This is a genomic window from Arthrobacter sp. 8AJ, from assembly GCF_902506025.1.
Taxonomy (GTDB): domain Bacteria; phylum Actinomycetota; class Actinomycetes; order Actinomycetales; family Micrococcaceae; genus Arthrobacter.
On record NZ_LR733289.1, the window covers coordinates 3,014,966 to 3,034,676 of the forward strand.

Here is a 19,711-nt window from a genome sequence, read left to right on the forward strand (position 1 = left end):
TGAGTGTTACCGGCGCCGACAACTCTGCCGCACGGGAGGGCCCCTTGGGGATCGCTAGACTCCCTTCTATGTCGAAGACCTCCAGCATGGGCCGCGGAATCCAGGCCGTGCTTGCCGTGGGGGAACGCCACACCCGGGGGTTTCCCGGCGGCAGCGCCGCCGAGGTCGCCGCCGATCTGGACCGGGACCGGAGCCAGGTGTCCCGCAGCCTGCGGACCGGCGGACAGGAAGGCTTCCTGGCCCGCACTGCGGCGCGCACCTACGTCCTGGACTGGTCGGTCTTCACCGACGCGCAACTGCTGACCGAACGCCGCCTCCAGGCCGACGGCGCCACCGCCCTGGACGCCCTGGCCGCCGGGACCAACGAGGCGTGCTTCCTTGGAGTACTGCGCGGTGACAGCACGGTGACCATCGGTGAGAGTGTCCCGGCGGGCAGCAACCTGGTGGGTTCATGGCTGGGCCGCCCCTATCCCGCCTACTGCAGTGACGCCGGCCAGGCGGTCCTGTGGGAGGCACCGGAAGAGGAGGTCCGAAGCGTGTTTTCACAAGTCGTGTTCACGCGCCACGGCCCCAACACGCCTGCAAATGTAGATGAGTTCCTGGCGCGGCGGGAAACCGCGCGCGCCCGCGGATACTCGATCGTGGATGAAGAAGCCGAGCCCGGGCTGTACTCCCTGGCCGTGCCGGTCCGCGACTTCAAGGGCGACGTGGTGGCGGCCCTGCAGATCGTGGGTATCAAGGACCGGCTGGAACCACGGCGGGAATCATGCGCAGCCGCCCTGATGGCCCGGGGATCCTGGCTCGAGTCAAGGCTCGGCTACCGGAGCTGAGCCTCAGGTCCCGGGTGCACCGAGGCGCGTGGCGGCGGCCGAAAGCACAGCTGCCGCGGCGGCGGAATCAGCTCCGAACTCTCCGCGGCTGCCCAGCACACTGAGCGCCCCCAGGATGGAACCGCCTGCGTCCCGCACGGGCACGGCGAGCTCCACCACGCCGTGTTCAAACTCCTCCTCGGCGGCGATGAACCCGGCAGTGCGGTCCCGCTCCATGAGATCCCAGATACCGTCGGTAGTGTGGGCAGCGCCGGGTCCGCCGATGCCGATGTAATTCACGTCCGCGAGCAGTTCGGCCAGGGCGGACCGGTCGAAGTCCCACAGCAGGGCCCTCCCGGCGCCGGTGCACCAGACGGGCGTGACCATGCCGGGCACCACGAAACTGCCGGGCACGCCTTCATTGCTCGAGGCGCGGAGCAGGATGACCCGGTACCCGTCGCGGACCGAAAGCCGTGCCCGCACCCCCAGCCCGGCGACCAGCTCCTCAAGCAGCGGCTTCGCCTCCCGGACCCAGCCCGTGTTCAAGGCGGCGGCAAGGCCGAAGAAGCGGGGGCCTGTCCGGAACGGCCCGCGGTCAAAGCGCTCCAGCAGTTCCAGGCCGCACAGCTCCTGGGCCAGGCGCGACACCCGGCTTTGTTCCATGCCAAGCTCCGCGGCGAGCTGCGAAACACCCAGCGGCGCCTGCCCCCGCTTTTCCCGTTCCACCACGTGCCGCAGGATCCGCAGTCCCTGCGCCATCGAGGACGCTTCGGCGGTTGATTCCACGCTTTCCTGCCCTCCCGGCTGCCGACAACGGCCCCATTGTTCCACGGGCGCTGCTTGTTCCACCCAGGGCGCTGCCGTCGTCGTCCGTGCCCTGCCTACCGGCCGGCCCGCGCGGCGCTGCGTCCGTGCCGGAAGTGGAAGTAGGCGTAGCAGGCGGCGACAAAGGGGATGCCGAAGTAGAGCGCCGCTGCCTGGGCCGGGTCGAGCGCGATGCCGACCAGGGAGATGATGCAGAGGGAGAACGCGAGGATGGGGACCAGCGGGAACAGGGGCGCCCGGTAGGCAAGGGTGGAGACGTCGCCGCCGTCGCGGACGAAGGCGCGGCGGTGGAAGTAGTGCGAGGCGGTGATGGACATCCACACACCCACCACGGCGAAGCCTGCCACCGAGACGAGGACCAGGTAGACAGTTTCCGGGGCCACCACGCTGCTGAGCAGGGAGGCGAGGCCGCCCACCATGCTCACGGAGAGGGCCACCATGGGAATGCCGCGGCGGTTCAGCTTCTTCAGGGCGCGGGGTGCATGCCCTTCATCGGCGAGCGAATACAGCATCCGGGCGCAGGAGTAGAGGCCGCTGTTTCCGGCGGACAGCAGAGCCGTGATGATGACGAAGTTCATGATGTCCGCGGCGAACGGCACGCCGATGGCGGAGAAGACAGTGACGAACGGGCTCTCGTCCAGCCCCACTTCCGTGTAGGGGATGGTGCCGGCGATAACGGTAATAGCGCCCACGAAGAAGATCAGCAGCCGGATCACGGTGGTGCGCATGGCCTTGGGAATGGCGGTTGCGGGGTCCTTGGTCTCACCGGCGGCGACGCCGATCAGTTCCGACCCGGAGAAGGCATAGAAGACGGCCAGCACCGTGACCAGGATGCCGGTGAATCCGTTGGGGAAGAGGCCCGATTCCGTGGCGAAGTTCTGGAGCAGGAGCGGGTGGTTGCCGCCGTTGCTGAGCGGGTGGAAGCCGAACAGCGCCGCCCCGCCCAGGACGATCAGGCCGATGATGGCGGCCACCTTCACGATGGCGAACCAGAACTCGGCCTCGCCGAAGAACCGGGAGGAGACGGCGTTGAAGCCAAAGAGGATGGCGGCAAAGACCAGGCACCAGACCCACACCTCAACGTCCGGGAACCAGCGCTGCATGAGGAGCCCGGACGCGGTGAACTCGGAGCCGATGGCCACGGCCCAGCACAGCCAGTACAGCCAGGCGGTGGCGAACCCCGTGGCCGGCCCGATGGAGCGGGCGGCGTAGATGTGGAAGGCGCCGGATACGGGATAGGCGATGGCCAGTTCGCCCAGGCATGCCATGACCATGTACACCACGAAGGCGCCCACCAGGTACGCGATGACGGCGCCAAGCGGGCCGGCCTGGGAGATGGTGTAGCCCGAGCTGACGAAGAGGCCGGAGCCGATCACCCCACCCATGGCGATCATGACCAGATGGCGAGGCCCCATGGAACGGCGGAGGGCGGACTCCACGGGCTGCGGTGCCGCAGGCCGTGGATCGAGGGTGAGCGGGGGTGTGGGTTCCACGGGTCTCCAAACGAATAAATGCACGGTGTCAGTGCCGAAAGTAGCATGGCTGCCGAATTTCGCGGCATCAAAAGCATGGAAGCATGCTCATATTGCACGGGGTTACGTTTGCGGCCGTGCTGGAAGGTGCGACGATGGCACGTGGCCGGGTGCCGCCGTCGTACCTTCCCGTCCCGGCCGGGAAGGCGACCGGGTAAACTTGACCAGTCATGCGCTGTTCCTACTTTGATACCGGCACCTGCCGCTCCTGCACCCAGATGGGCAGGCCGTACAGCGAACAGCTGGCCGGCAAGCAGCTGCACTGCCGGGGCCTCCTGTCCGACCACGCCTCGCTGGAGTGGCTGGAGCCCGTGGCCAGCCAGGAGTCCGGCTTCCGCAACAAGGCCAAGATGGTGATCGGCGGGACGGCGCAGAACCCCGCCATCGGAATCCTTGACGCCGACGGCCACGGCGTGGACCTGCGCAAGTGCGGCGTCTGCTCCCCCGGCCTGCGGGCTGTCTTCCCGGTGCTGGCCACCTATATCCGCCGCCTCCGCCTGACGCCCTACGACGTTCCGCGCCGGACCGGCGAACTCAAGCACGTCATCATCACCGAATCCCCGGCAGGTGAGGTCATGCTCCGCCTGGTCCTCCGCTCCGAGCAGACCCTGCCGCGCATCCGGAAGCACCTCCCCGATCTCCTGGCCGACCTGCCGCAGGTCAAGGTGGTCTCCGTCAACCTGCTCCCCGAGCACAAGGCCGTCCTCGAAGGCGACCGCGAGATCCTGCTGACGGAGCAGTTCACGCTGGAGATGCGGGTCAATGACATCAACCTGCACCTGAGGCCGCAGAGCTTCTTCCAGACCAACACCGGCATGGCCGCGGCCCTGTACCGGCAGGGGCGCGAGTGGGTCAACGAGCTGGCGCCGGCCTCGGTGTGGGACCTGTACTGCGGCGTTGGCGGCTTCGCCCTGCACAGCGCTGCCCCGTCCCGCACGGTCACCGGCATTGAAGCCAGCAGCGAGGCCATCGTCTCGGCGCGGCTCAGCAGTGACGAGGCAGGCCTGGCGGGCATGGAATTCCACGCCGGCGACGCCACGGCGTTTGCCCTCGCCGCGGAGCAGTCGCCGGAGCTGGTGATCGTGAACCCGCCGCGGCGCGGCATCGGCAAGGAGCTGTGCGGCTGGCTGGAGTCATCCGATGTCCAGCATGTGGTCTACTCCAGCTGCAACGCCCAGTCGCTGGCCCGCGACCTGGCCGCGCTCCCGTCCTTTACAGCCCGGCGGGCACGGGTTTTGGACATGTTCCCGCAGACCACGCACTACGAGGTGATGGTGCTCCTGGAACGGACGGCCTAGCGCCCGCCGGTTTCCCGGGAGTCAGGGGCGGACGCGTTCGACGGCGGCCGCTCCGGCTTCCCGCCCGATGGCCCGGAGTCCCGCCGCCACCCCTGCGGCGTCGGCATCGGAGCGGTTCTGGCTGAGTTTCTCCTTCGCCTCGATCCTGGTGATCACCAGTTCCACGCCCACAATCGCGCGCAGCTGCCCGGCGATGAACTTTTCCGGGGCGTCGTCCACGGCCCACGGATCCGGCCGGCCGCCCTCGTGCAGGCCGGTCAGGTGCCGGACATGGCGTGCCAGCCAGCCGGCGTCGTCATGGACCACCAGCTCGCCGTAGACGTGTGCGGTGCTGTAGTTCCAGGTGGGAACCACGCGGCCATGCTCTGCTTTGGCGGGATACCACGACGGCGAGATGTAGTCATCGGGGCCCTGGATGATGGCGAGCGCCTCCGCGGTGGGGGTGCTGGACCATTGCGGGTTGTTCCGCGCCATGTGCGCCTGCAGTGCGCCATGCTCCCCCACCGCCGGATTGAACGCGACGGGCAGCAGCGTTGCCAGCAGGCCGCCGTCTGTCATGGTGACGAGATTGGCGGCACCGGCGTGTGCAAGGAGGTTCCGGATGGCGCCGGGCTGGGCGGCGAAGTGGGCGGGAATGTACATGGGAGTGTCCTTTCGTGCGGCTGGGAGGTTGGTTTGAGCCGGATGCGGACGGCCGCGGCGGCGCAAAGGATGACGGCGAGGGCGCCGGCCACCGTGGGCCAGGTGAGCGCCTCGCCCAAAAGGAGCGCGGCCCAGCAGATGCTCATCACCGGCTGCAGCAGCTGGATCTGGCTCACCTGCGCCATGGGGCCGGTGGCCAGCCCGCGGTACCAGGCGAAGAAGCCAAGGAACATGCTGACCACGGCCAGATAACCGAACGCGGCCCACTGGGTGGGGGTGGCCGACGGCGGCTGGCCCTGGACGGAGACAACGGCCAGGACCAGCATGGCCGGCGCGGCGAGGACCAGCGCCCAGGCGATGGTCTGCCACGAGCCCAGTTCGCGGGCCAGCAGGCCACCCTCCGCATACCCCACCGCGGCACAGGCAACGGCGCCAAGCAGCAGGAGGTCTGCCCAGTGCAGCTGTCCCGCTCCCCCGGACTGCAGGACGGCAAAGGTTATGGCTGCCAGCGAGCCAAGCACCGCCACGGCCCAGAAGAGGGCCGGTGGACGCTCGCCTGTGCGCAGCACGGCCACCGTGGCCGTGGCGGCGGGCAGGAGGGCGATAACCACGGCGCCGTGGGCGGCCGGCACGGCGGTGAGGGCGTAGGACGTCAGCAGCGGAAAGCCTGCGACGACGCCACCGGCCACTGGCGCCAGCCGCAGCCAGGTGTCTGGATGCGGCAGCCGCTGGCGGTTGATGGCGAGCGCTGCGGCGGCAAGGACAGCGGCCATCACGGCCCGGCCGGAACCGATGAACAACGGCGGGAACCCGGCGACAGCCAAACGGGTGAAGGGAACGGTGAAGGAGAAGGCCGCAACGCCCAGCAGGCCCCACCAGATCCCGGTGGACGGCCGGGACAGTATCACTGGGCCATCCAGGACAGTAGCGCTACTATGTTCTTTCATGAACAACGATAGCAGTTCACGGATCGTGGCGGCACTCCGGCAATGGGTTGCGGGAGCGGCGCCCGGAGCCAAACTGCCGTCCACCCGCTCGCTGGTGGCCGAGTACCAGGCGAGCCCCGTGACGGTCCAGAAGGCTCTGCAGGCGCTGGCCTCGCAGGGCCTGATCGAAAGCCGGCCCGGCGTCGGGACGTTTGTCCGTGCCGTCCGCACCGCACGCCCGTCGGACTATGGCTGGCAGACCGCAGCGCTGCGCTCGCCGTCATCTCCGCTGCCGCCGTCGTCGGACACCATGCGCAACGTCCCCGGCGACGCCATCTGGTTCCACTCCGGCTACCCGGACCGCGAGCTGCTGCCGGAACGGCTGGTCCGCTCCGCGCTGTCCCGCGCCGCCCGCGGCGACGCGGCCCTGTCCCGGCCGCCCGCCGCCGGCATGCCCGAACTGCAGCAATGGTTCGCCCAGGAACTGGGCGCGGCAACCCCCGTGGGGATCACGCCCCCAACGCCAAACGACGTCATCGTCCTGCCCGGCAGCCAAAGCGGACTCAGCTCCATCTTCCGGGCGCTGGTGGGCGCGGGACAGCCTCTGCTCATGGAGTCGCCGTCGTATTGGGGTGCCATCCTGGCCGCCGCCCAGACCGGGGTGCGGGTGGTCCCGGTGCCCACAGGGCCCGAAGGCCCGGACCCCGCCGACGTGGACCGCGCCTTTGCCGAGACCGGGGCCCGGGCGTTCTACGTGCAGCCCAACTATGCGAATCCCACCGGGGCCCAGTGGGCGGCGGGCCGGGGCGCCGAGATCCTCGACATAGCCCGCCGGCGTGGTGCCTTCCTGGTGGAGGACGACTGGGCCCACGATTTCGGCATCACCTCGAACCCCGTCCCGTTGGCCACGCAGGATGATTCCGGCCATGTGGTCTACATCAGGTCGTTGACCAAGAGCGTGTCCACGGCCATCCGCATTGCCGCCGTGATCGTGCGCGGGCCGGCGCGGGAACGCATCCTGGGCCACCGCGCCGCTGAGTCGATGTACGTCAGCGGACTCCTGCAGGCAGCGGCGTTGGACGTGGTGACGCAACCCGGATGGCAGACCCACCTGCGCAGCCTCCGCCAGCAACTGCAGGCCCGCCGGGACCTGCTGGCCACCAGCATCCGGGAGCACGTTCCGCAGGCACACCTCGACAACCTGCCAAGGGGCGGACTGAACCTGTGGCTGCGGCTGCCGGACACCACAGACCTTCCACGGCTGGTGCGTGACTGCGGGGACGCCGGCGTGATCATCGCCGCCGGCACCGGGTGGTTTCCCGCCGAGCCCGCCGGCGCGTTCATCCGCCTCAACTACTCAGGACCGAACCCCGGTGCCTACCCGGAAGGTGCCCGCATCATCGGAGAGGCGCTCGCGCGCAACAGCCGCTAGGGACCCGCCCCGTGCGCCAACAGGTCAGCGGGGCGCCAGCAGTCGTTAACCGGGCCGCCATTCCCGGTTCATTACCCATTAGTAACTTGGGAGCTCCTGTTGAGACCCCAACCTTAAGAGGCCCCCACCATGAGCCCCAAACCCAACCGGCGTGCCCTGACACTGGCCGCCTCCCTCATCGTTGCCGCCTGCGCGGCCGGCGGAACCGCCGCAGCACAGGCCACCGTCCCGGCGCAGGGCACCAGTCCCGCAGCCGGAACCCACCATGAAACGGACACCGACCTGGCCACCGCGTTCGACTCCGTCACCCGCAACACCGCCTGGCAGCAGACGTCCAAGCTGAAGCTGAACTTCCCCACGTACCACACCGAGGGAATCGCCTACAGCCAGGACCACATCTTCCTCTCGGCCGTGCAGATCCTCGAACCCACCGTCAAGTACCCCACTCCCCAGGGCGGCTACGACCGCACACCCGGCAAAGGCATCGGCCACCTGTTCGTCATGGACAAGGCCGGCAACCTGCAAAAGGACATCATCCTGGGCGAGGGCGACATGTACCACCCGGGCGGCATCGACTTCGACGGCACCAACGTGTGGGTTCCGGTAGCCCAGTACCGGCCGGACAGCAGCGCCATCATCTACAAGGTGGACGCACAGACCCTGGACGTGCACAAGCAGTTTGAAGTCAAAGACCACTTTGGCGGCATCGTCCTGGACAAGCAGACCGGCCACCTCGTGGGCAACACCTGGGGTTCCCGGCGGTTCGCCGAATGGGACCTGCAGGGCAAGGAACTCGCCGCCTGGGAGAACCCGAACTATTTCATTGACTACCAGGACTGCCAGTACGTGCCCAATGCGAAGATGCTCTGCGGCGGAGTGACCAACCTCCCGCAGACTCCGTCCGCCGGCGGGACAGCGGCCACCTATGAACTGGGCGGCATGGCAATGATCGACCTGAAGTCCCATCAGGTGACACGCGAGGTCCCGTTCCAGCAGTGGTCCACTGCCGGGCACGTGGCCACCCGCAACCCGTTCAAAATGACCGCCGACGGCAACCACCTGAGCATGACGGTGGCCCCCGACAACGGCGACGAAGGCAACGGCACCGAGATCCTCACCTACGAGGCCGACGTCACCCCCGCCAAGTAGCAGCAGAACCCTCCCTGCACCTGCCCCGTCCGGCGGCAGGTGCGCCCCTGAGCAGGAACGATTGGATACCCCATGCCTTTTACGGCACCGAGATTCACCAGAAACAGAGTTGCTGCGGCCACCGGCGCGGCCGTCCTGGCTGCTTCGGCAGTGACGGCCGGACTGGTCGGCGTCAGCGCCGGCCCGGCCACGGCCGCCGGCACCCAGGACGCCACGGCGACGCCCATCAAGCACGTCGTGGTCCTCTTCCAGGAAAACGTGTCATTCGACCACTACTTCGCCACCTACCCCAAGGCGGCAAACACCCCGGGTGAGACGCTTCAAGGATCAGGCTCCCCCGCCGGCTCCTTCACGGCGGCGGACGACACACCCAAGGACATCAATACCCTGGCCAACGCCGGCCTGCTGGCGCCGAACAACCCCAACTCCGTCCAGCCCGCGCGGCTCTCCCCGATGCAGGCCGTCACCTGCGACCAGGACCACGGCTACAAGGCCGAGCAGAACGCCTACAACGGCGGCCTGATGGACAAGTTCGTCCAGTTCACCAGCCGCGACGCCTGCGGCACCAACCAGTACGGCCGCCCCGGCCTGACCATGGACTACTACGACGGCAACACCGTCACCGGCATCTGGAACTACGCCCAGAACTACGCCATGAGCGACAACCACTTCAGCACCGTCTTCGGTCCGTCGACCCCCGGCGCGCTGAACCTGATTTCGGGCCAGACCCACGGCGCCAAGGAATACACCGCCGCCGGCCAGCCCGTCGCCACGCCGGCCACGGGAAGCAGCGCGGTCCGGCAGCCCGACGCAAACGGCGTCGGAACGGTGATCAACGATCCCGACCCGGTCTACGATGACTGCTCCAACAACAGCCATGCCAAGACCAACAACCTTGCCGGCATGACCGGCAGGAACATTGGCGACCTGCTCAACGCCCAGGGCACGTCCTGGGGCTGGTTCCAGGGCGGCTTCGCCCCCACCACCGCGGCTGCCGATGGCACCCCGGCATCATGCCTTGCCAGCCACACCAACGCCGCCGGCGCCTCCGTGGTGGACTACTCCCCGCACCACCAGCCCTTCCAGTACTACGCCTCCACCGCCAACCCGCACCACCTGGCCCCGGCCTCGGACGCCGAAATCGGACACGACGGCCAGGCCAACCACCAGTACGACCTGACCGATTTCAGCAAGGTGGTGGACAGCGATAACATGCCAGCCGTCTCCTTCCTGAAAGCGGGCATGTTCCAGGACGGCCATGCCGCCTACTCGGATCCGGTTGACGAGCAGAACTTCATCGCCAAAACCGTCAACCAGATCCAGCAGTCCAAGAACTGGGACAACACCGCCGTCGTCCTCGCCTATGACGACTCCGACGGCTGGTACGACCACGCCGCCGCGCAGCCCAAGAACGCCTCCACCGGCACCGACGACGCCGCATGGTGCCAGGACGCCGCAGCGAAGGGCGTCCCCGTGGCCGGCGGCTACGCCGACCGCTGCGGACCCGGCCCCCGCCAGCCGCTGGTGGTCATCTCCCCGTATGCGAAGAAGAACTTTGTGGACCACACCGAAACCGACCAGGCCTCCATCCTGCGCTTCATCGAGGACAACTGGCACACCGGCCAGATCGGCGACTCCTCGGCTGATGCGAAGGCCGGGTCAGTGGACGCAATGTTCAACTTCCATCATGAGCGCAACGACAAGGTCCTGCTGAACGAACAGACCGGGACCGTTGCCTCGATCACCCACAACGGGCACCCGGCAGGGCAATGACATAACCCCACTGCTGCAGAGCAGGAACGGCAGGAGCGCTGTCCGGGATAAGCCGGGCAGCGCTCCTGCCGCTTAAAACTCAAGGTTTCCGCCTAACCGCTCTTCCCCCCGATGGACGAAGCTACGCTGGCCGTGCCATCGCATCCAGCGCACGCCATTGGGGGAAACATGCCTGCCAGTCGACACTTTTCTTTGCCTTTTCGCGCGTACCGCGGGGACGGGACGCCTGCCGCGGCAGGGCCCCGGCAACCGATATTGCGCGCGGGGGCCGCGGCCGCCGTGCTCCTCCTGCTGACCGGCTGCTCCACACAGGCCTCGCTGTCCGTTGCTGCCCGCCCCGCCACCGAATCCGCCACGGCCACACCTGCCGCGAAGCCCATTGCGGACACCCCGTGCACGGCCATCGACGCCCGGCAGGTCTCTGGCGGAAGCAGCTATGTGTGCACCAAGGACGAGTCAGGCAGGCTGGTGTGGCTGGAGGCCGCAGTGTCCAAGCGCGTCTCCGACAAACTGGCTGCGGCCGCTGCCGCCAAAGCGGCCGCCGACAAGGCCGCAGCCGAACAGGCAGCTGCAGCGAAAGCTGCAGCTGAGAAGGCTGCTGCTGAAGAGGCGGCCGCAGACAAAGCCGCGGCGGACAAGGATGCCGCGGACAAGGCCGCAGCAGAGGCTGCAGCCCTGCAAGCGGCTGAGGCGAAGGCGGCCCAGGACGCGGCTGCAGCCAAAGCCGCTGCAGACGCCGCGGCCAGGGCCGCCGCACCTCCAGCGCCCGCGCCTGCGCCCCAGCCCGTGCCGGGAACGAACCCCAGCTGCGACCCGAACTACTCAGGCTGCGTTCCCATCGCCTCCGACGTTGACTGCGCAGGTGGAAGCGGCAACGGGCCGGCCTACGTCCGTGGCCCCGTCCAGGTCATCGGCCGCGACATCTACGGACTCGATGCTGACCACGACGGTGTCGGCTGTGAGTGACACAGCGGTCAGGCAAAGGCCTTGACCAGCTCTTCGCTCTTCTCCCACAGCCCGCGCGCCAGTCCGGCGTCGTAGGCCTGGGCGTTGGCCTTGGCCAGGGCGCGCTTGGCGTAGTAGGCCCCGGAAATCCAGTCCATGCCCGCGGTGCCGTTGATGAGCCAAAGCATCGTGTCGGCGCCCTGGTCCGGGCTGAGCATGAAGCGGTTCAGCAGGGTGGTGTAGGCATGCCGCCACGGGCTTCCGGACTCCGCCGCGAAGTTGGTGCGGACCACGCCCGGGTGGAATGCCGCCGTCGTAATCCCCTGGTCATGGAAGCGGCGGTGCAGCTCGGAGGTGAACAGGATGTTGGCGAGCTTGCCCGTGCCGTAGGCGCGGTTGGTGCTGTACCCGTACTCGGCGTTGAGGTCGAAGAGGTCCAGCTTGCCGAAGTTGTTGGCGGCGCTGGAGGTGTTGATCACCTTGGCGCCGCTGGCGGTGAGCGTGTCCATCAGGAGGGTGGTGAGCAGGAACGGTGCCAGGTGGTTGACCTGGAACGTCGTCTCGTTGCCGTCCACGGTGAGCGTCCGCTTGCCCATGATCGCGCCGGCGTTGTTGGCCAGGACATCGATGCGCGGGTAGTTTGCCTTCAGTTTCTCCGCGAGGTCGCGGACCTGTGCGAGGTCGGCGAAGTCGGCCAGGTAGTGGTCGGCGCCGATGTCCCCGGCCAGGGCGCGGGTCTTGCCGGCGGAACGGCCGACGACGACCACCTGGTCCCCTGCCCGGGCCAGCGTCCTTGCGGCTGCCGCTCCAATGCCGTCGCTGGCGCCGGTGATCACGATCGTGCGGGGAGTCGTCAAGGGGTGTCCTTTGGTCGGCGGGTGGCGCACCGGCATGGCACACCAAGGGGCACAACGACGGCGGGGCGGCCGGTGTTCCCACCAGCCGCCCCGCCGTGCTCCCGGACAGGAGGGTGTCAGCCCACCGCGCCGGCCGCCAGGAAGATGACGGCGGCGACGGCGAAGCCCATCACGCCGATGAGGGTTTCCATGACGGTCCAGGTCTTCAGGGTGGTCTTGACGTCCATCCCGAAGAAACGGCCCACGAGCCAGAAGCCTGAGTCGTTGACGTGGGATACCACCACGGATCCGGCAGCCACGGCGATGACCATGGCGGCGATCTGCATGCCGTTCAGGCCGCCACCCGCCACGGCGGGAGCAATGAGGCCGGCGGTGGTGGTCAGCGCGACGGTGGCGGAGCCCTGGGCAATGCGCAGGATGGCGGAGATCAGGAACCCGGCCAGGATCAGCGGGATGCCCACGTTGCCCAGCACGTCCGCCAGCGCCTTGCCGATGCCGGAGGTGCGCAGGACGCCGCCGAACATGCCGCCGGCGCCGGTAATCAGGATGACGGAGCAAACCGGTCCCAGGGAGGACTCGAGCAGCTTCTCCAGGGCGCCGGCGTCGCGGCCCCGGCGGGTTCCCAGCACGAACAGCGCCGCGAGCACTGCGATGAGCAGGGCCACCGGGGTTTCACCGATGGTGCGCAGGACCTGGAACCACTGTTCCTTCTTGACGGAGTCATCCAGCGCACCGGAGGACGCCAGGGTGTTCAGGCCGGTGTTGAGGAAGATCAGCACCAGCGGCAGGAGCAGCAGCCCGATGATGGTGCGGAACCGGGGCGGGTGCGCCTCGGCCTCGGCGCTGGCGTGGCCCAGGATTTCGGGGACGGGGAGGACCAGCTTCTTGCCCGTGTACAGGCCGTAGAGGTAGGCGGTGACGTACCAGGTGGGGATGGCGGTGATGAGGCCGGCGATGAGCACCAGGCCGATGTTCGCGTCGAAGAAGGCGGCGGCGGAGACCGGGCCCGGGTGCGGCGGCAGGAAGATGTGCATCACCGAGAAGGCGCCGGCGGCGGGCAGGCCGTAGCGGAGCACTCCCCCGCCCAGGCGGTGGGCGACGGCGAAGACCACGGGCAGCATGACCACCAGGCCGGCGTCGAAGAAGATGGGGAAGCCGAAGATCAGTGAGGCCAGGCCGAGTGCGAACGGGGCGCGTTTTTCACCGAAGATGCCGATCAGGTAATCGGCCAGGACCTTGGCGCCGCCGCTGGTTTCCACGATCCGGCCGAGCATCGCGCCCAGGCCAACGAGCAGGGCCACGGTTCCCAGGGTGGTGCCGAAGCCGTCCACCAGGACGGGAACCACCTTGTTGGCGGGGATCCCCGTGGCGAAGGCCGTGGCGAGGCTGATGAGGATCAGGGCGATCAGGGCGTGCATCCGCAGCCGGATGATCAGGAACAGCAGCACGAGAATTGCCGCCGCGGCGATGAGCAGCAGTGGACCTGCGCCCATCGTCTGGGTCCATCCTTCGATGGTCATGGTTCTCCTTTGAAACAGGGTTGGGGATTTGGGGGGTCAGGACGCGCCGGGCGCCTGGCCGGTGGGGAGGTTGAGGGCCTGTACGACGGCGGCGACCAGCTCTTCGGGTGAGCGCGAGATGTCGAGGCGGAGGCTGCCGGCGGCGATCTCTTCCGGGGTGAGAGGCTCCAGGGTGGCCAGCTGGCTGGGCAGCAGCGTGGGCGGCATGAAGTGCCCTTCCCGGCCCTGCATGCGCTGGCTGATCAGGTCCGCCCCGCCGTCAAGGTGGAGGAAGACCACGCGGCCCTGGGCGCCGGACAGCAGTTCCCGGTATCCCCGCTTGAGCGCGGAGCAGGTCAGGACCGTGCTCTTGCCTGCGGCAGCCTGGGCGGTCATCCAGTCACGGATCTCCTCCAGCCACGGCCAGCGGTCTTCGTCCTGGAGGGGGATGCCCTGGCTCATCTTGGCGATGTTTGCGGCGGGGTGGAATTCGTCCGCTTCGGCGTATGCCCAGCCCAGTTGGCGGGAAAGTGCCGCGGCCAGGGTTGATTTGCCGGAACCGGCAACGCCCATGACCACAAGGTGCGTGGCTGGATACTGCATGTCATACCTCCGGAGAAGACGTCTTTGGCTTTCGAAGAAGCTCGATGTGGACCCGCCTGCAACGGGCCAAGCGATAAGGTATCACCTTTCCTTCTGAAAGATGCTATCTATTCGTGTCACAAGTCATACCTTTCGTCCAATCCCCGCTATTCTGGGAGGGCGCAGCGGCGCGTGAGCGAACGGGGAGAGAATGTCGACGGCGACAGTCCAGGATGGCGATGAGATGCACGACGGCGGGTCCTCCCCGGCCATGCACGAACGGGTGCTTGAGGCGGTGGGAGTCGCTGTCGCCTCCGGGCGCCTCGCGCCGGGAAGCAGGCTGACCCTTGAAGGGCTGCAGCAGGACTACGGGATCTCGCGCACCGTCGCGCGGGACACCATGAAAGTCCTGGAGTCCATGAATTTGGTCTATTCCCGGCGCCGGGTGGGCATCGTGGTGCAGGACCCGTCATTGTGGAATGTCTTTGACCCGAAGCTGGTGCGGTGGCGGCTGGCCTCGGACCGGCGGGAGCTGCAGTACAGCAGCCTGACCGAACTCCGCATCGCCGTCGAGCCCATTGCCGCCGCCGGCGCCGCACGCCGGGCCAGCGCCGCCGAACGCGCACAGCTGGTGTCCCTGGCCGGGGACCTCCGCCGCCTGGGGGAAGCCGGGGACCTGCAGGCTTTCCTGGCCGCCGACATCGCCTTCCACCAACTGCTGCTGCGCAGCTGCGGCAACGAAATGTTCCGGGCGCTGGAGGGGATGGTGGCGGAGGTCCTGACCAGCCGCACCCGGCAAGGGCTTATGCCGTTCAAGCCGCGGGCCGAGGCGCTGCAGGCACACGAGGATGTGGCGGCTGCCGTGGCCGGCGGAGACACTGCCGTGGCGGAACGGGCCATGCACCACATCCTCGATGAAGTGCGAGAGGCGATGGGGCTGCACTGACACCGGGGACACGCAAACGGTCCGGCCGGGGCAACCGCCCCAACCGGACCGCGTGGAAATCAGGCGTCAGTCGACGACCTTCACCTTCCCCACCATGCCCATGTAGTCATGGAGTGCACAGATGTACTCGAACGTACCTTGTGCCTGGAAGGTCACCGCGAACTCAGCGCCGGGCCACATGATTCCCGAGTTGAGGTTGCCCCCGGTGAAATGCGTCGGGTCGCCGGACGGGGCGAAAATGTTCGCCGGTTCGGTACCAAACGTGACGGTATGGGGAGCGTCCATGCCGGTATTGGCGAACACGACGGTATCGCCCACATGCACTGTCACGGTGGGCCGGACGAAGCGCATAACCATCGCAACGCCGTCGTCACCGCCTGCGATCACCCTGTGACTGTTGGCCTGGTCCGCCAGGTCAGCGGTGAGCTCGCGTCCGTCGCGCAGGATGGACCGCTCCTCGGCCCGCGATGACTTGTCGTAATCGGCCTGGCTGTACGGATAGTCAGTCCCCTGCTCGCGGACGTGCACCGTCCCCTTCATCACGGCGCCGTGAACCAGGCAGTAGTAGGTGAAATCGCCTTCGCGCGGGAACGCCAGGCTGTAACTCCTGGCGTCCGGGAAGCCGGGCACGTCAACGTTGGCCAGGAGGCCCGAGTTGTAATACGAATGCCCGTCGTAGCTATCCCCTCCGCGCTTCAACAGCTCATCGTTGTTGAACGGATTGAACGGCTGCAGCGGCTGTCCCGATGCCAGGAACGTCACTGTGTGGATCTCCGCGGAGTTGGCCTCCCATGTGATGGTGTCCTGCTCGTTGATGAAAATCTCGGAGGGGAGGAACTGCATGCCCTGGATTGCCTGGTTGCGGGACTCAGAGCCCACCTGGACCTCCCACGTCCGGTGGCCCGGCTGGCCCGCCGAGGCGGGACCCGCTGCAGCCATTGAGGCCAGCAGCGAAACAGCGAAGGCAACGATAAACGCCAGTTTCTTGAATCTGGAATTGCTTCCCCGACTACTCTTCATAGCAATGCTTCCTTGAACGGCAACCGGCCATCAGCCGGTGTACAGCTATGGCCGATTCAAGTCACTGCTCATGGGGCCGAACCGGCCACTGATTATCGGAGTGAAAGTGCCGGCTGCCGATGCCGGGGAGCGCAGGCAGCCGGGCCGGCCGAGCATCGTGCCGGACATGCACCACCCCAACTGGTGCCGCGCTGGTTGGAGTTTTCCAAACGCCGCCGTGGGCGTGGGGTTGGCACGCTGCGTACGTACGCACCTAATAGATTGCTCCTTCAACTGAACTTTGTCGAGGAGGAAAAACCGAGGGCCTGGGAGCGGACCACGAAAGGCGCGGGTTAACAAAAAAGCAGGGCTTGCCGTGAAACGGCAAGCCCTGCTTTTGAAACCTAACGGTCCCGGATCCCTAGGAAATTAGAGAGCCTGGATGTTGGTGGCCTGGGGACCCTTGGGGCCCTGCTCGGTGTCGAAGGAAACCTTCTGGTTCTCTTCGAGGGAGCGGAAGCCGGAGGAGTTGATCGCGGAGTAGTGCGCGAAAACGTCCTGCGAGGAGTCGTCCGGGGAGATGAAGCCGAAGCCCTTTTCAGCGTTAAACCATTTGACGGTACCAGTAGCCATTATTTTTGTCCTTCGTGAAGGTGGAGGGAACGTCCCGACTTTCGGGCCCTCCGGCGTGGGGTGTTCAAAAACCGCTACTTCAGAAGAACACGGACTTTCGACCGTGCGTACTGCCTGAACTACCAACTGCATAAACACAACAACAGGGTCAACACTACAGGAGATCCGCCGCACGCCTAATTGCGGGTCTCTTCAACTCCGCCCTATCCGTTCGCAGCCTTCTGCAGCGCCGCGCTGTAGCGGGTGAACCCGGGCCGGAGCCGGACCGAGCGCGGGCCCACCATGGCGATGTCCTCCCACAGCACCAGGAAGGACCCGCGGTGCCGCCAGCGGAGGATCCTGGCCACCAGCCGGGGCCGCGTGAGGCCGTTCCGGTCGTAGCCCATGAAGGAGGCCGTGCTGTGCGGGCCGATGACCAGCCCCAGCACGCGCGGCTCCGCCATCAGCTGCTGCGGGGTGCCGTCCAGGACAAACCTGACGTCTGCCACCCGGCCCAGCCTCCCGCCGTCGGCATCATGGACGGGGGTCCCCAGCAGGTCACCGAGGATCATGGCGGCCTCCCGGAATGCGCGCAATGATCTTGTCCCGGACCCACCGCTCCACCCAGCCCGCGTCCAGCCGCTCACCACCGATGCCAAGCCCCAGCACCACACCCACCTCGGCCACGTCCTTCCACGGGATGCGGATCAGCCGGGACGACGGCGGCCTGCCGCCAAAGATGCGCGTCCCCAGCACCGGCCCCGTCAGCAATGCAGTGACGACCGGCGCCGCGGTCCCCGGCTCAATCTCCACGTCCACCGCGGGCCCGCTCAACTCGAGGTCGTCGACGGTGGTGACCGGGACGCCGTCGTGATCCAGAACCTGCCGGTCCAGCAGGTGCAACTGGGCGTCCAGGACGCGCCCGGCCACCGGCGGGGCGGGAAGCAGCGGGTCGGGCGAGGATGTCATGAGCCGGCTCCTGTCACGATCATGAGGGGGATGGCGGCGATGGAGGCCACCAGGATGATCACCAGGTAGACCATGCCCAGGACATTGACCACCCTCCCGTTGACATGCTCGCGCATGTACTGGGGGTCGTTGGCCACGATGAGGATGGGCAGGTAGGTCAGGGGCAGGGCGATCGCCGAGAACACCACCGAATATTCGGTCACCAGCACCGGATCCACGCCGGTAGCCAGGACCCCGATGCCCACAAGCAGGCACACGATCATGGCCAGGTGGAAGCGGGCGGCCTCCGCGGGCCGGCGGAACTTGCCCCAGGACCAGCCAAAGAACTGGGCCAGCGTGTAGCCGCTGGAGAGTGTGGTTTCCAGCGCCGCACCGAACGTCGCCGCCACGATCCCCACCAGGACCAGCGCCAACCCGACCTTCCCGGCGCCCTCCGCGACGGGCAGGACCACCTGGGACAGCGAGGTCACCGAGATTCCGGCCGGGAGCAGGACGACGGCGGCGCACGCGGCGATGGCGACGGACAGCAGGCCGCCCAGCGGGAATCCCACCAGGACGTTGATCCGCTCCTGGAGCAGGTCCTTAACCGTCCACCCCTCCTCCACGGCGCCCGAGGAGAAGAAGAACACCTCATACGGGGTCATGGCCGCGCCGAACAGGGCGATGGCGTAGTAGCTGTACGTCCACACCGTTTCCTGTTCCGGCACAGCGGGCCCCAGCTGCCCGGCCAGCATGCCCCAGTCCGGCTTCAGCAGGAACAGTGCCACCGCAAAGATGATCAGGGTCAGCCCCAGCAGGCCCGTGACGTTCTCCATGATGGTGAACCTGACGCGCCAGACCACCAGCCACACGGCCAGCGCCGCCACGGGAATCCACAGCAGGTAGCACACGCTGCTGGCCAGCTGCAGGGCCAGGGCAACGCCTCCGATCTCGGCCGTCACGGTCATCAGGTTGATCAGGAAGGACGCCGCGAGGTTGGCCAGCCCGGCCCGCGCGCCCAGCCGTTCGCGGATCACCTCAAAGGTAGCCCGGCCCGAGGCCGCAGCCACCCGGCCGGACATGTTGGCGAACAGGCAGATCCCCACCACGCCCACAGCCACCATCCACACCAGGGACAGGCCAAAGCGGGATCCGACGACGGCGTTGGTCACCAAGTCCCCGATGTCCACAAACCCGCCGATGGCAGTGAGGATCCCGAGCGCGACGCCGAGGAGCCGCTTCACGGTTCAGCCTTCATGGGGACCCCACCTTGCCTTCGAGCTGTTTGAGGGCGTCCTGCGCGTCGGCGAGCGCCTTGTCCCCGTCGGACACGGAGGGGGTGCCGCCGTCGTTCGCTGCCAACGCGGCGCGTGCCGTGGCAAAGCCGGCGGCGCACTGGTCCAGCACGTCCAGCGCCTGCTTCTGGGTGTCGCGCTCCTCCTGCGTGGCCGGGGAGAGCTTCAGGACGGTGCTCCGGCTGGTCTGGATCTCCTTGAGCTCATCGTCAAGCGTGGTGGAGGCTGCGGCACGGGTCAGTTTCCCGTCCATGTCCTGGCGGAGCGCTATGCGGGCGGTGGCGACGGCGGAGGAACTGTCTTTGAGGGCCGTGGACACCGACTGGCTGGTGCCTCCGCTGCAGCCGGTGAGCAGGGCGAGCGCGGCGAGGACCAGTCCGCCCAGGTGCTTCCGGCCCGTCCGCGTGCTGCGTCCGGCGGGGCCCGGCCCTGGAGTTGTCAGCACCATCGCCTCCAACCCTCCGGGGAAGCCCCCGGATCCTCGGAATTCGCCCTTCCCAAGGCAGCCACAAAGTAGTTGCCTATGGTCAGGTATAGCACCGGCGCGGGAAGTTTGACCTGCTCAGGGGCGGAATTCTTGCCTGCTGCCCAGGGGTGGCGGCCAGCCCTCGACGGCGGCACCCAACGGGCATATCCTGCATC

General features: G+C 67.6%; 20 protein-coding genes. 7 read left to right on the forward strand and 13 right to left on the reverse strand.

What is annotated here, in order from left to right; genetic code table 11:
* The first annotated feature begins 68 nt into the window (after nucleotides 1-68).
* Nucleotides 69-830, forward strand: a complete 762-nt coding sequence (locus tag BACI349Y_RS13940; protein WP_159632612.1) for an IclR family transcriptional regulator — start codon at nucleotides 69-71, stop codon at nucleotides 828-830.
* A 3-nt stretch (nucleotides 831-833) separates the two neighbouring features.
* Here the strand turns inward: BACI349Y_RS13940 and BACI349Y_RS13945 are convergent, their stop codons facing one another.
* Nucleotides 834-1,595: an IclR family transcriptional regulator gene (locus BACI349Y_RS13945; RefSeq protein ID WP_159632613.1), complete on the reverse strand. Its 762-nt coding sequence runs from the start codon at nucleotides 1,593-1,595 to the stop codon at nucleotides 834-836.
* Between the two features lie 95 nt (nucleotides 1,596-1,690).
* Complete coding sequence (locus BACI349Y_RS13950; RefSeq protein ID WP_159632614.1) at nucleotides 1,691-3,127, reverse strand: amino acid permease; 1,437 nt, start codon at nucleotides 3,125-3,127, stop codon at nucleotides 1,691-1,693.
* 209 nt (nucleotides 3,128-3,336) lie between these two features.
* Here BACI349Y_RS13950 and rlmC point away from each other — a divergent pair, with 209 nt between their 5' ends.
* Nucleotides 3,337-4,464, forward strand: coding sequence for a 23S rRNA (uracil(747)-C(5))-methyltransferase RlmC (gene rlmC, locus BACI349Y_RS13955; protein ID WP_159632615.1), 1,128 nt, complete (start codon nucleotides 3,337-3,339; stop codon nucleotides 4,462-4,464).
* Nucleotides 4,465-4,485: 21 nt separating this feature from the next.
* On the opposite strand, the gene BACI349Y_RS13960 is transcribed toward rlmC, so the two are convergent.
* Both BACI349Y_RS13960 and BACI349Y_RS13965 read right to left on the reverse strand, forming a co-directional pair.
* Nucleotides 4,486-5,106 (reverse strand): FMN-binding negative transcriptional regulator, encoded by a 621-nt coding sequence (locus tag BACI349Y_RS13960; protein ID WP_159632616.1) that lies wholly within the window; start codon nucleotides 5,104-5,106, stop codon nucleotides 4,486-4,488.
* Entirely contained in the window at nucleotides 5,019-6,053 is a 1,035-nt protein-coding gene (locus BACI349Y_RS13965; RefSeq protein ID WP_159632617.1) for a DMT family transporter, read from the reverse strand. The genes BACI349Y_RS13960 and BACI349Y_RS13965 overlap by 88 nt, the downstream gene beginning before the upstream one ends.
* On the opposite strand from BACI349Y_RS13965, the gene BACI349Y_RS13970 reads away from it, so the two are divergent.
* From BACI349Y_RS13970 to BACI349Y_RS13985, 4 genes are all read left to right on the forward strand, one after another.
* Complete coding sequence (locus BACI349Y_RS13970; protein ID WP_159632618.1) at nucleotides 6,052-7,464, forward strand: aminotransferase-like domain-containing protein; 1,413 nt, start codon at nucleotides 6,052-6,054, stop codon at nucleotides 7,462-7,464. The two genes, BACI349Y_RS13965 and BACI349Y_RS13970, sit on opposite strands and share 2 nt — an antisense overlap.
* A gap of 129 nt (nucleotides 7,465-7,593) precedes the next feature.
* Nucleotides 7,594-8,613, forward strand: coding sequence for a DUF6454 family protein (locus BACI349Y_RS13975; protein WP_159632619.1), 1,020 nt, complete (start codon nucleotides 7,594-7,596; stop codon nucleotides 8,611-8,613).
* A 72-nt stretch (nucleotides 8,614-8,685) separates the two neighbouring features.
* The gene (locus tag BACI349Y_RS13980; protein ID WP_159632620.1) at nucleotides 8,686-10,386 is read left to right on the forward strand and encodes a phospholipase C; all 1,701 of its coding nucleotides are present in this window, start codon (nucleotides 8,686-8,688) and stop codon (nucleotides 10,384-10,386) included.
* A gap of 252 nt (nucleotides 10,387-10,638) precedes the next feature.
* Nucleotides 10,639-11,352 (forward strand): hypothetical protein, encoded by a 714-nt coding sequence (locus tag BACI349Y_RS13985; protein WP_159635696.1) that lies wholly within the window; start codon nucleotides 10,639-10,641, stop codon nucleotides 11,350-11,352.
* A gap of 8 nt (nucleotides 11,353-11,360) precedes the next feature.
* Here the strand turns inward: BACI349Y_RS13985 and BACI349Y_RS13990 are convergent, their stop codons facing one another.
* From BACI349Y_RS13990 to BACI349Y_RS14000, 3 genes are all read right to left on the reverse strand, one after another.
* Nucleotides 11,361-12,188 (reverse strand): SDR family NAD(P)-dependent oxidoreductase, encoded by an 828-nt coding sequence (locus BACI349Y_RS13990; RefSeq protein WP_236560835.1) that lies wholly within the window; start codon nucleotides 12,186-12,188, stop codon nucleotides 11,361-11,363.
* A gap of 116 nt (nucleotides 12,189-12,304) precedes the next feature.
* Entirely contained in the window at nucleotides 12,305-13,708 is a 1,404-nt protein-coding gene (locus tag BACI349Y_RS13995) for a GntP family permease (RefSeq protein WP_159632622.1), read from the reverse strand.
* A 36-nt stretch (nucleotides 13,709-13,744) separates the two neighbouring features.
* Nucleotides 13,745-14,290 (reverse strand): gluconokinase, encoded by a 546-nt coding sequence (locus BACI349Y_RS14000; protein WP_159632623.1) that lies wholly within the window; start codon nucleotides 14,288-14,290, stop codon nucleotides 13,745-13,747.
* Between the two features lie 190 nt (nucleotides 14,291-14,480).
* Here BACI349Y_RS14000 and BACI349Y_RS14005 point away from each other — a divergent pair, with 190 nt between their 5' ends.
* The gene (locus BACI349Y_RS14005) at nucleotides 14,481-15,215 is read left to right on the forward strand and encodes a FadR/GntR family transcriptional regulator (RefSeq protein WP_159632624.1); all 735 of its coding nucleotides are present in this window, start codon (nucleotides 14,481-14,483) and stop codon (nucleotides 15,213-15,215) included.
* Nucleotides 15,216-15,281: 66 nt separating this feature from the next.
* Here BACI349Y_RS14005 and BACI349Y_RS14010 read toward each other — a convergent pair whose 3' ends face one another.
* The 6 genes from BACI349Y_RS14010 to BACI349Y_RS14035 all read right to left on the reverse strand — a co-directional run bounded on the left by BACI349Y_RS14010 (nucleotide 15,282) and on the right by BACI349Y_RS14035 (nucleotide 19,517).
* Entirely contained in the window at nucleotides 15,282-16,235 is a 954-nt protein-coding gene (locus BACI349Y_RS14010) for a plastocyanin/azurin family copper-binding protein (protein ID WP_159632625.1), read from the reverse strand.
* A gap of 408 nt (nucleotides 16,236-16,643) precedes the next feature.
* Nucleotides 16,644-16,847, reverse strand: coding sequence for a cold-shock protein (locus tag BACI349Y_RS14015; RefSeq protein ID WP_015936345.1), 204 nt, complete (start codon nucleotides 16,845-16,847; stop codon nucleotides 16,644-16,646).
* Between the two features lie 203 nt (nucleotides 16,848-17,050).
* Complete coding sequence (locus BACI349Y_RS14020; RefSeq protein ID WP_159632626.1) at nucleotides 17,051-17,398, reverse strand: PRC-barrel domain-containing protein; 348 nt, start codon at nucleotides 17,396-17,398, stop codon at nucleotides 17,051-17,053.
* Complete coding sequence (locus tag BACI349Y_RS14025) at nucleotides 17,385-17,795, reverse strand: hypothetical protein (protein WP_159632627.1); 411 nt, start codon at nucleotides 17,793-17,795, stop codon at nucleotides 17,385-17,387. Before BACI349Y_RS14025 ends, BACI349Y_RS14020 begins: the two co-directional genes overlap by 14 nt.
* The gene (locus BACI349Y_RS14030; protein WP_159632628.1) at nucleotides 17,792-19,018 is read right to left on the reverse strand and encodes an NRAMP family divalent metal transporter; all 1,227 of its coding nucleotides are present in this window, start codon (nucleotides 19,016-19,018) and stop codon (nucleotides 17,792-17,794) included. Before BACI349Y_RS14030 ends, BACI349Y_RS14025 begins: the two co-directional genes overlap by 4 nt.
* 10 nt (nucleotides 19,019-19,028) lie before the next feature.
* On the reverse strand, nucleotides 19,029-19,517 hold the full coding sequence (locus BACI349Y_RS14035) for a hypothetical protein (protein ID WP_236560837.1): 489 nt from the start codon (nucleotides 19,515-19,517) through the stop codon (nucleotides 19,029-19,031).
* Between the last annotated feature and the right edge of the window lie 194 nt (nucleotides 19,518-19,711).

What these genes read in the sequence shown, in the direction of transcription:
- BACI349Y_RS13940 (WP_159632612.1), top strand. Translation starts at nt 69, where the DNA reads ATGTCGAAGACCTCCAGCATGGGCCGCGGAATCCAGGCCGTGCTTGCC.
- rlmC (WP_159632615.1), top strand. Translation starts at nt 3,337, where the DNA reads ATGCGCTGTTCCTACTTTGATACCGGCACCTGCCGCTCCTGCACCCAG.
- BACI349Y_RS13960 (WP_159632616.1), bottom strand. Translation starts at nt 5,106, where the DNA reads ATGTACATTCCCGCCCACTTCGCCGCCCAGCCCGGCGCCATCCGGAAC.
- BACI349Y_RS13970 (WP_159632618.1), top strand. Translation starts at nt 6,052, where the DNA reads ATGAACAACGATAGCAGTTCACGGATCGTGGCGGCACTCCGGCAATGG.
- BACI349Y_RS13965 (WP_159632617.1), bottom strand. Translation starts at nt 6,053, where the DNA reads ATGAAAGAACATAGTAGCGCTACTGTCCTGGATGGCCCAGTGATACTG.
- BACI349Y_RS13975 (WP_159632619.1), top strand. Translation starts at nt 7,594, where the DNA reads ATGAGCCCCAAACCCAACCGGCGTGCCCTGACACTGGCCGCCTCCCTC.
- BACI349Y_RS13980 (WP_159632620.1), top strand. Translation starts at nt 8,686, where the DNA reads ATGCCTTTTACGGCACCGAGATTCACCAGAAACAGAGTTGCTGCGGCC.
- BACI349Y_RS13995 (WP_159632622.1), bottom strand. Translation starts at nt 13,708, where the DNA reads ATGACCATCGAAGGATGGACCCAGACGATGGGCGCAGGTCCACTGCTG.
- BACI349Y_RS14000 (WP_159632623.1), bottom strand. Translation starts at nt 14,290, where the DNA reads ATGCAGTATCCAGCCACGCACCTTGTGGTCATGGGCGTTGCCGGTTCC.
- BACI349Y_RS14005 (WP_159632624.1), top strand. Translation starts at nt 14,481, where the DNA reads ATGTCGACGGCGACAGTCCAGGATGGCGATGAGATGCACGACGGCGGG.
- BACI349Y_RS14010 (WP_159632625.1), bottom strand. Translation starts at nt 16,235, where the DNA reads ATGAAGAGTAGTCGGGGAAGCAATTCCAGATTCAAGAAACTGGCGTTT.
- BACI349Y_RS14015 (WP_015936345.1), bottom strand. Translation starts at nt 16,847, where the DNA reads ATGGCTACTGGTACCGTCAAATGGTTTAACGCTGAAAAGGGCTTCGGC.
- BACI349Y_RS14020 (WP_159632626.1), bottom strand. Translation starts at nt 17,398, where the DNA reads ATGATCCTCGGTGACCTGCTGGGGACCCCCGTCCATGATGCCGACGGC.
- BACI349Y_RS14025 (WP_159632627.1), bottom strand. Translation starts at nt 17,795, where the DNA reads ATGACATCCTCGCCCGACCCGCTGCTTCCCGCCCCGCCGGTGGCCGGG.
- BACI349Y_RS14035 (WP_236560837.1), bottom strand. Translation starts at nt 19,517, where the DNA reads ATGGTGCTGACAACTCCAGGGCCGGGCCCCGCCGGACGCAGCACGCGG.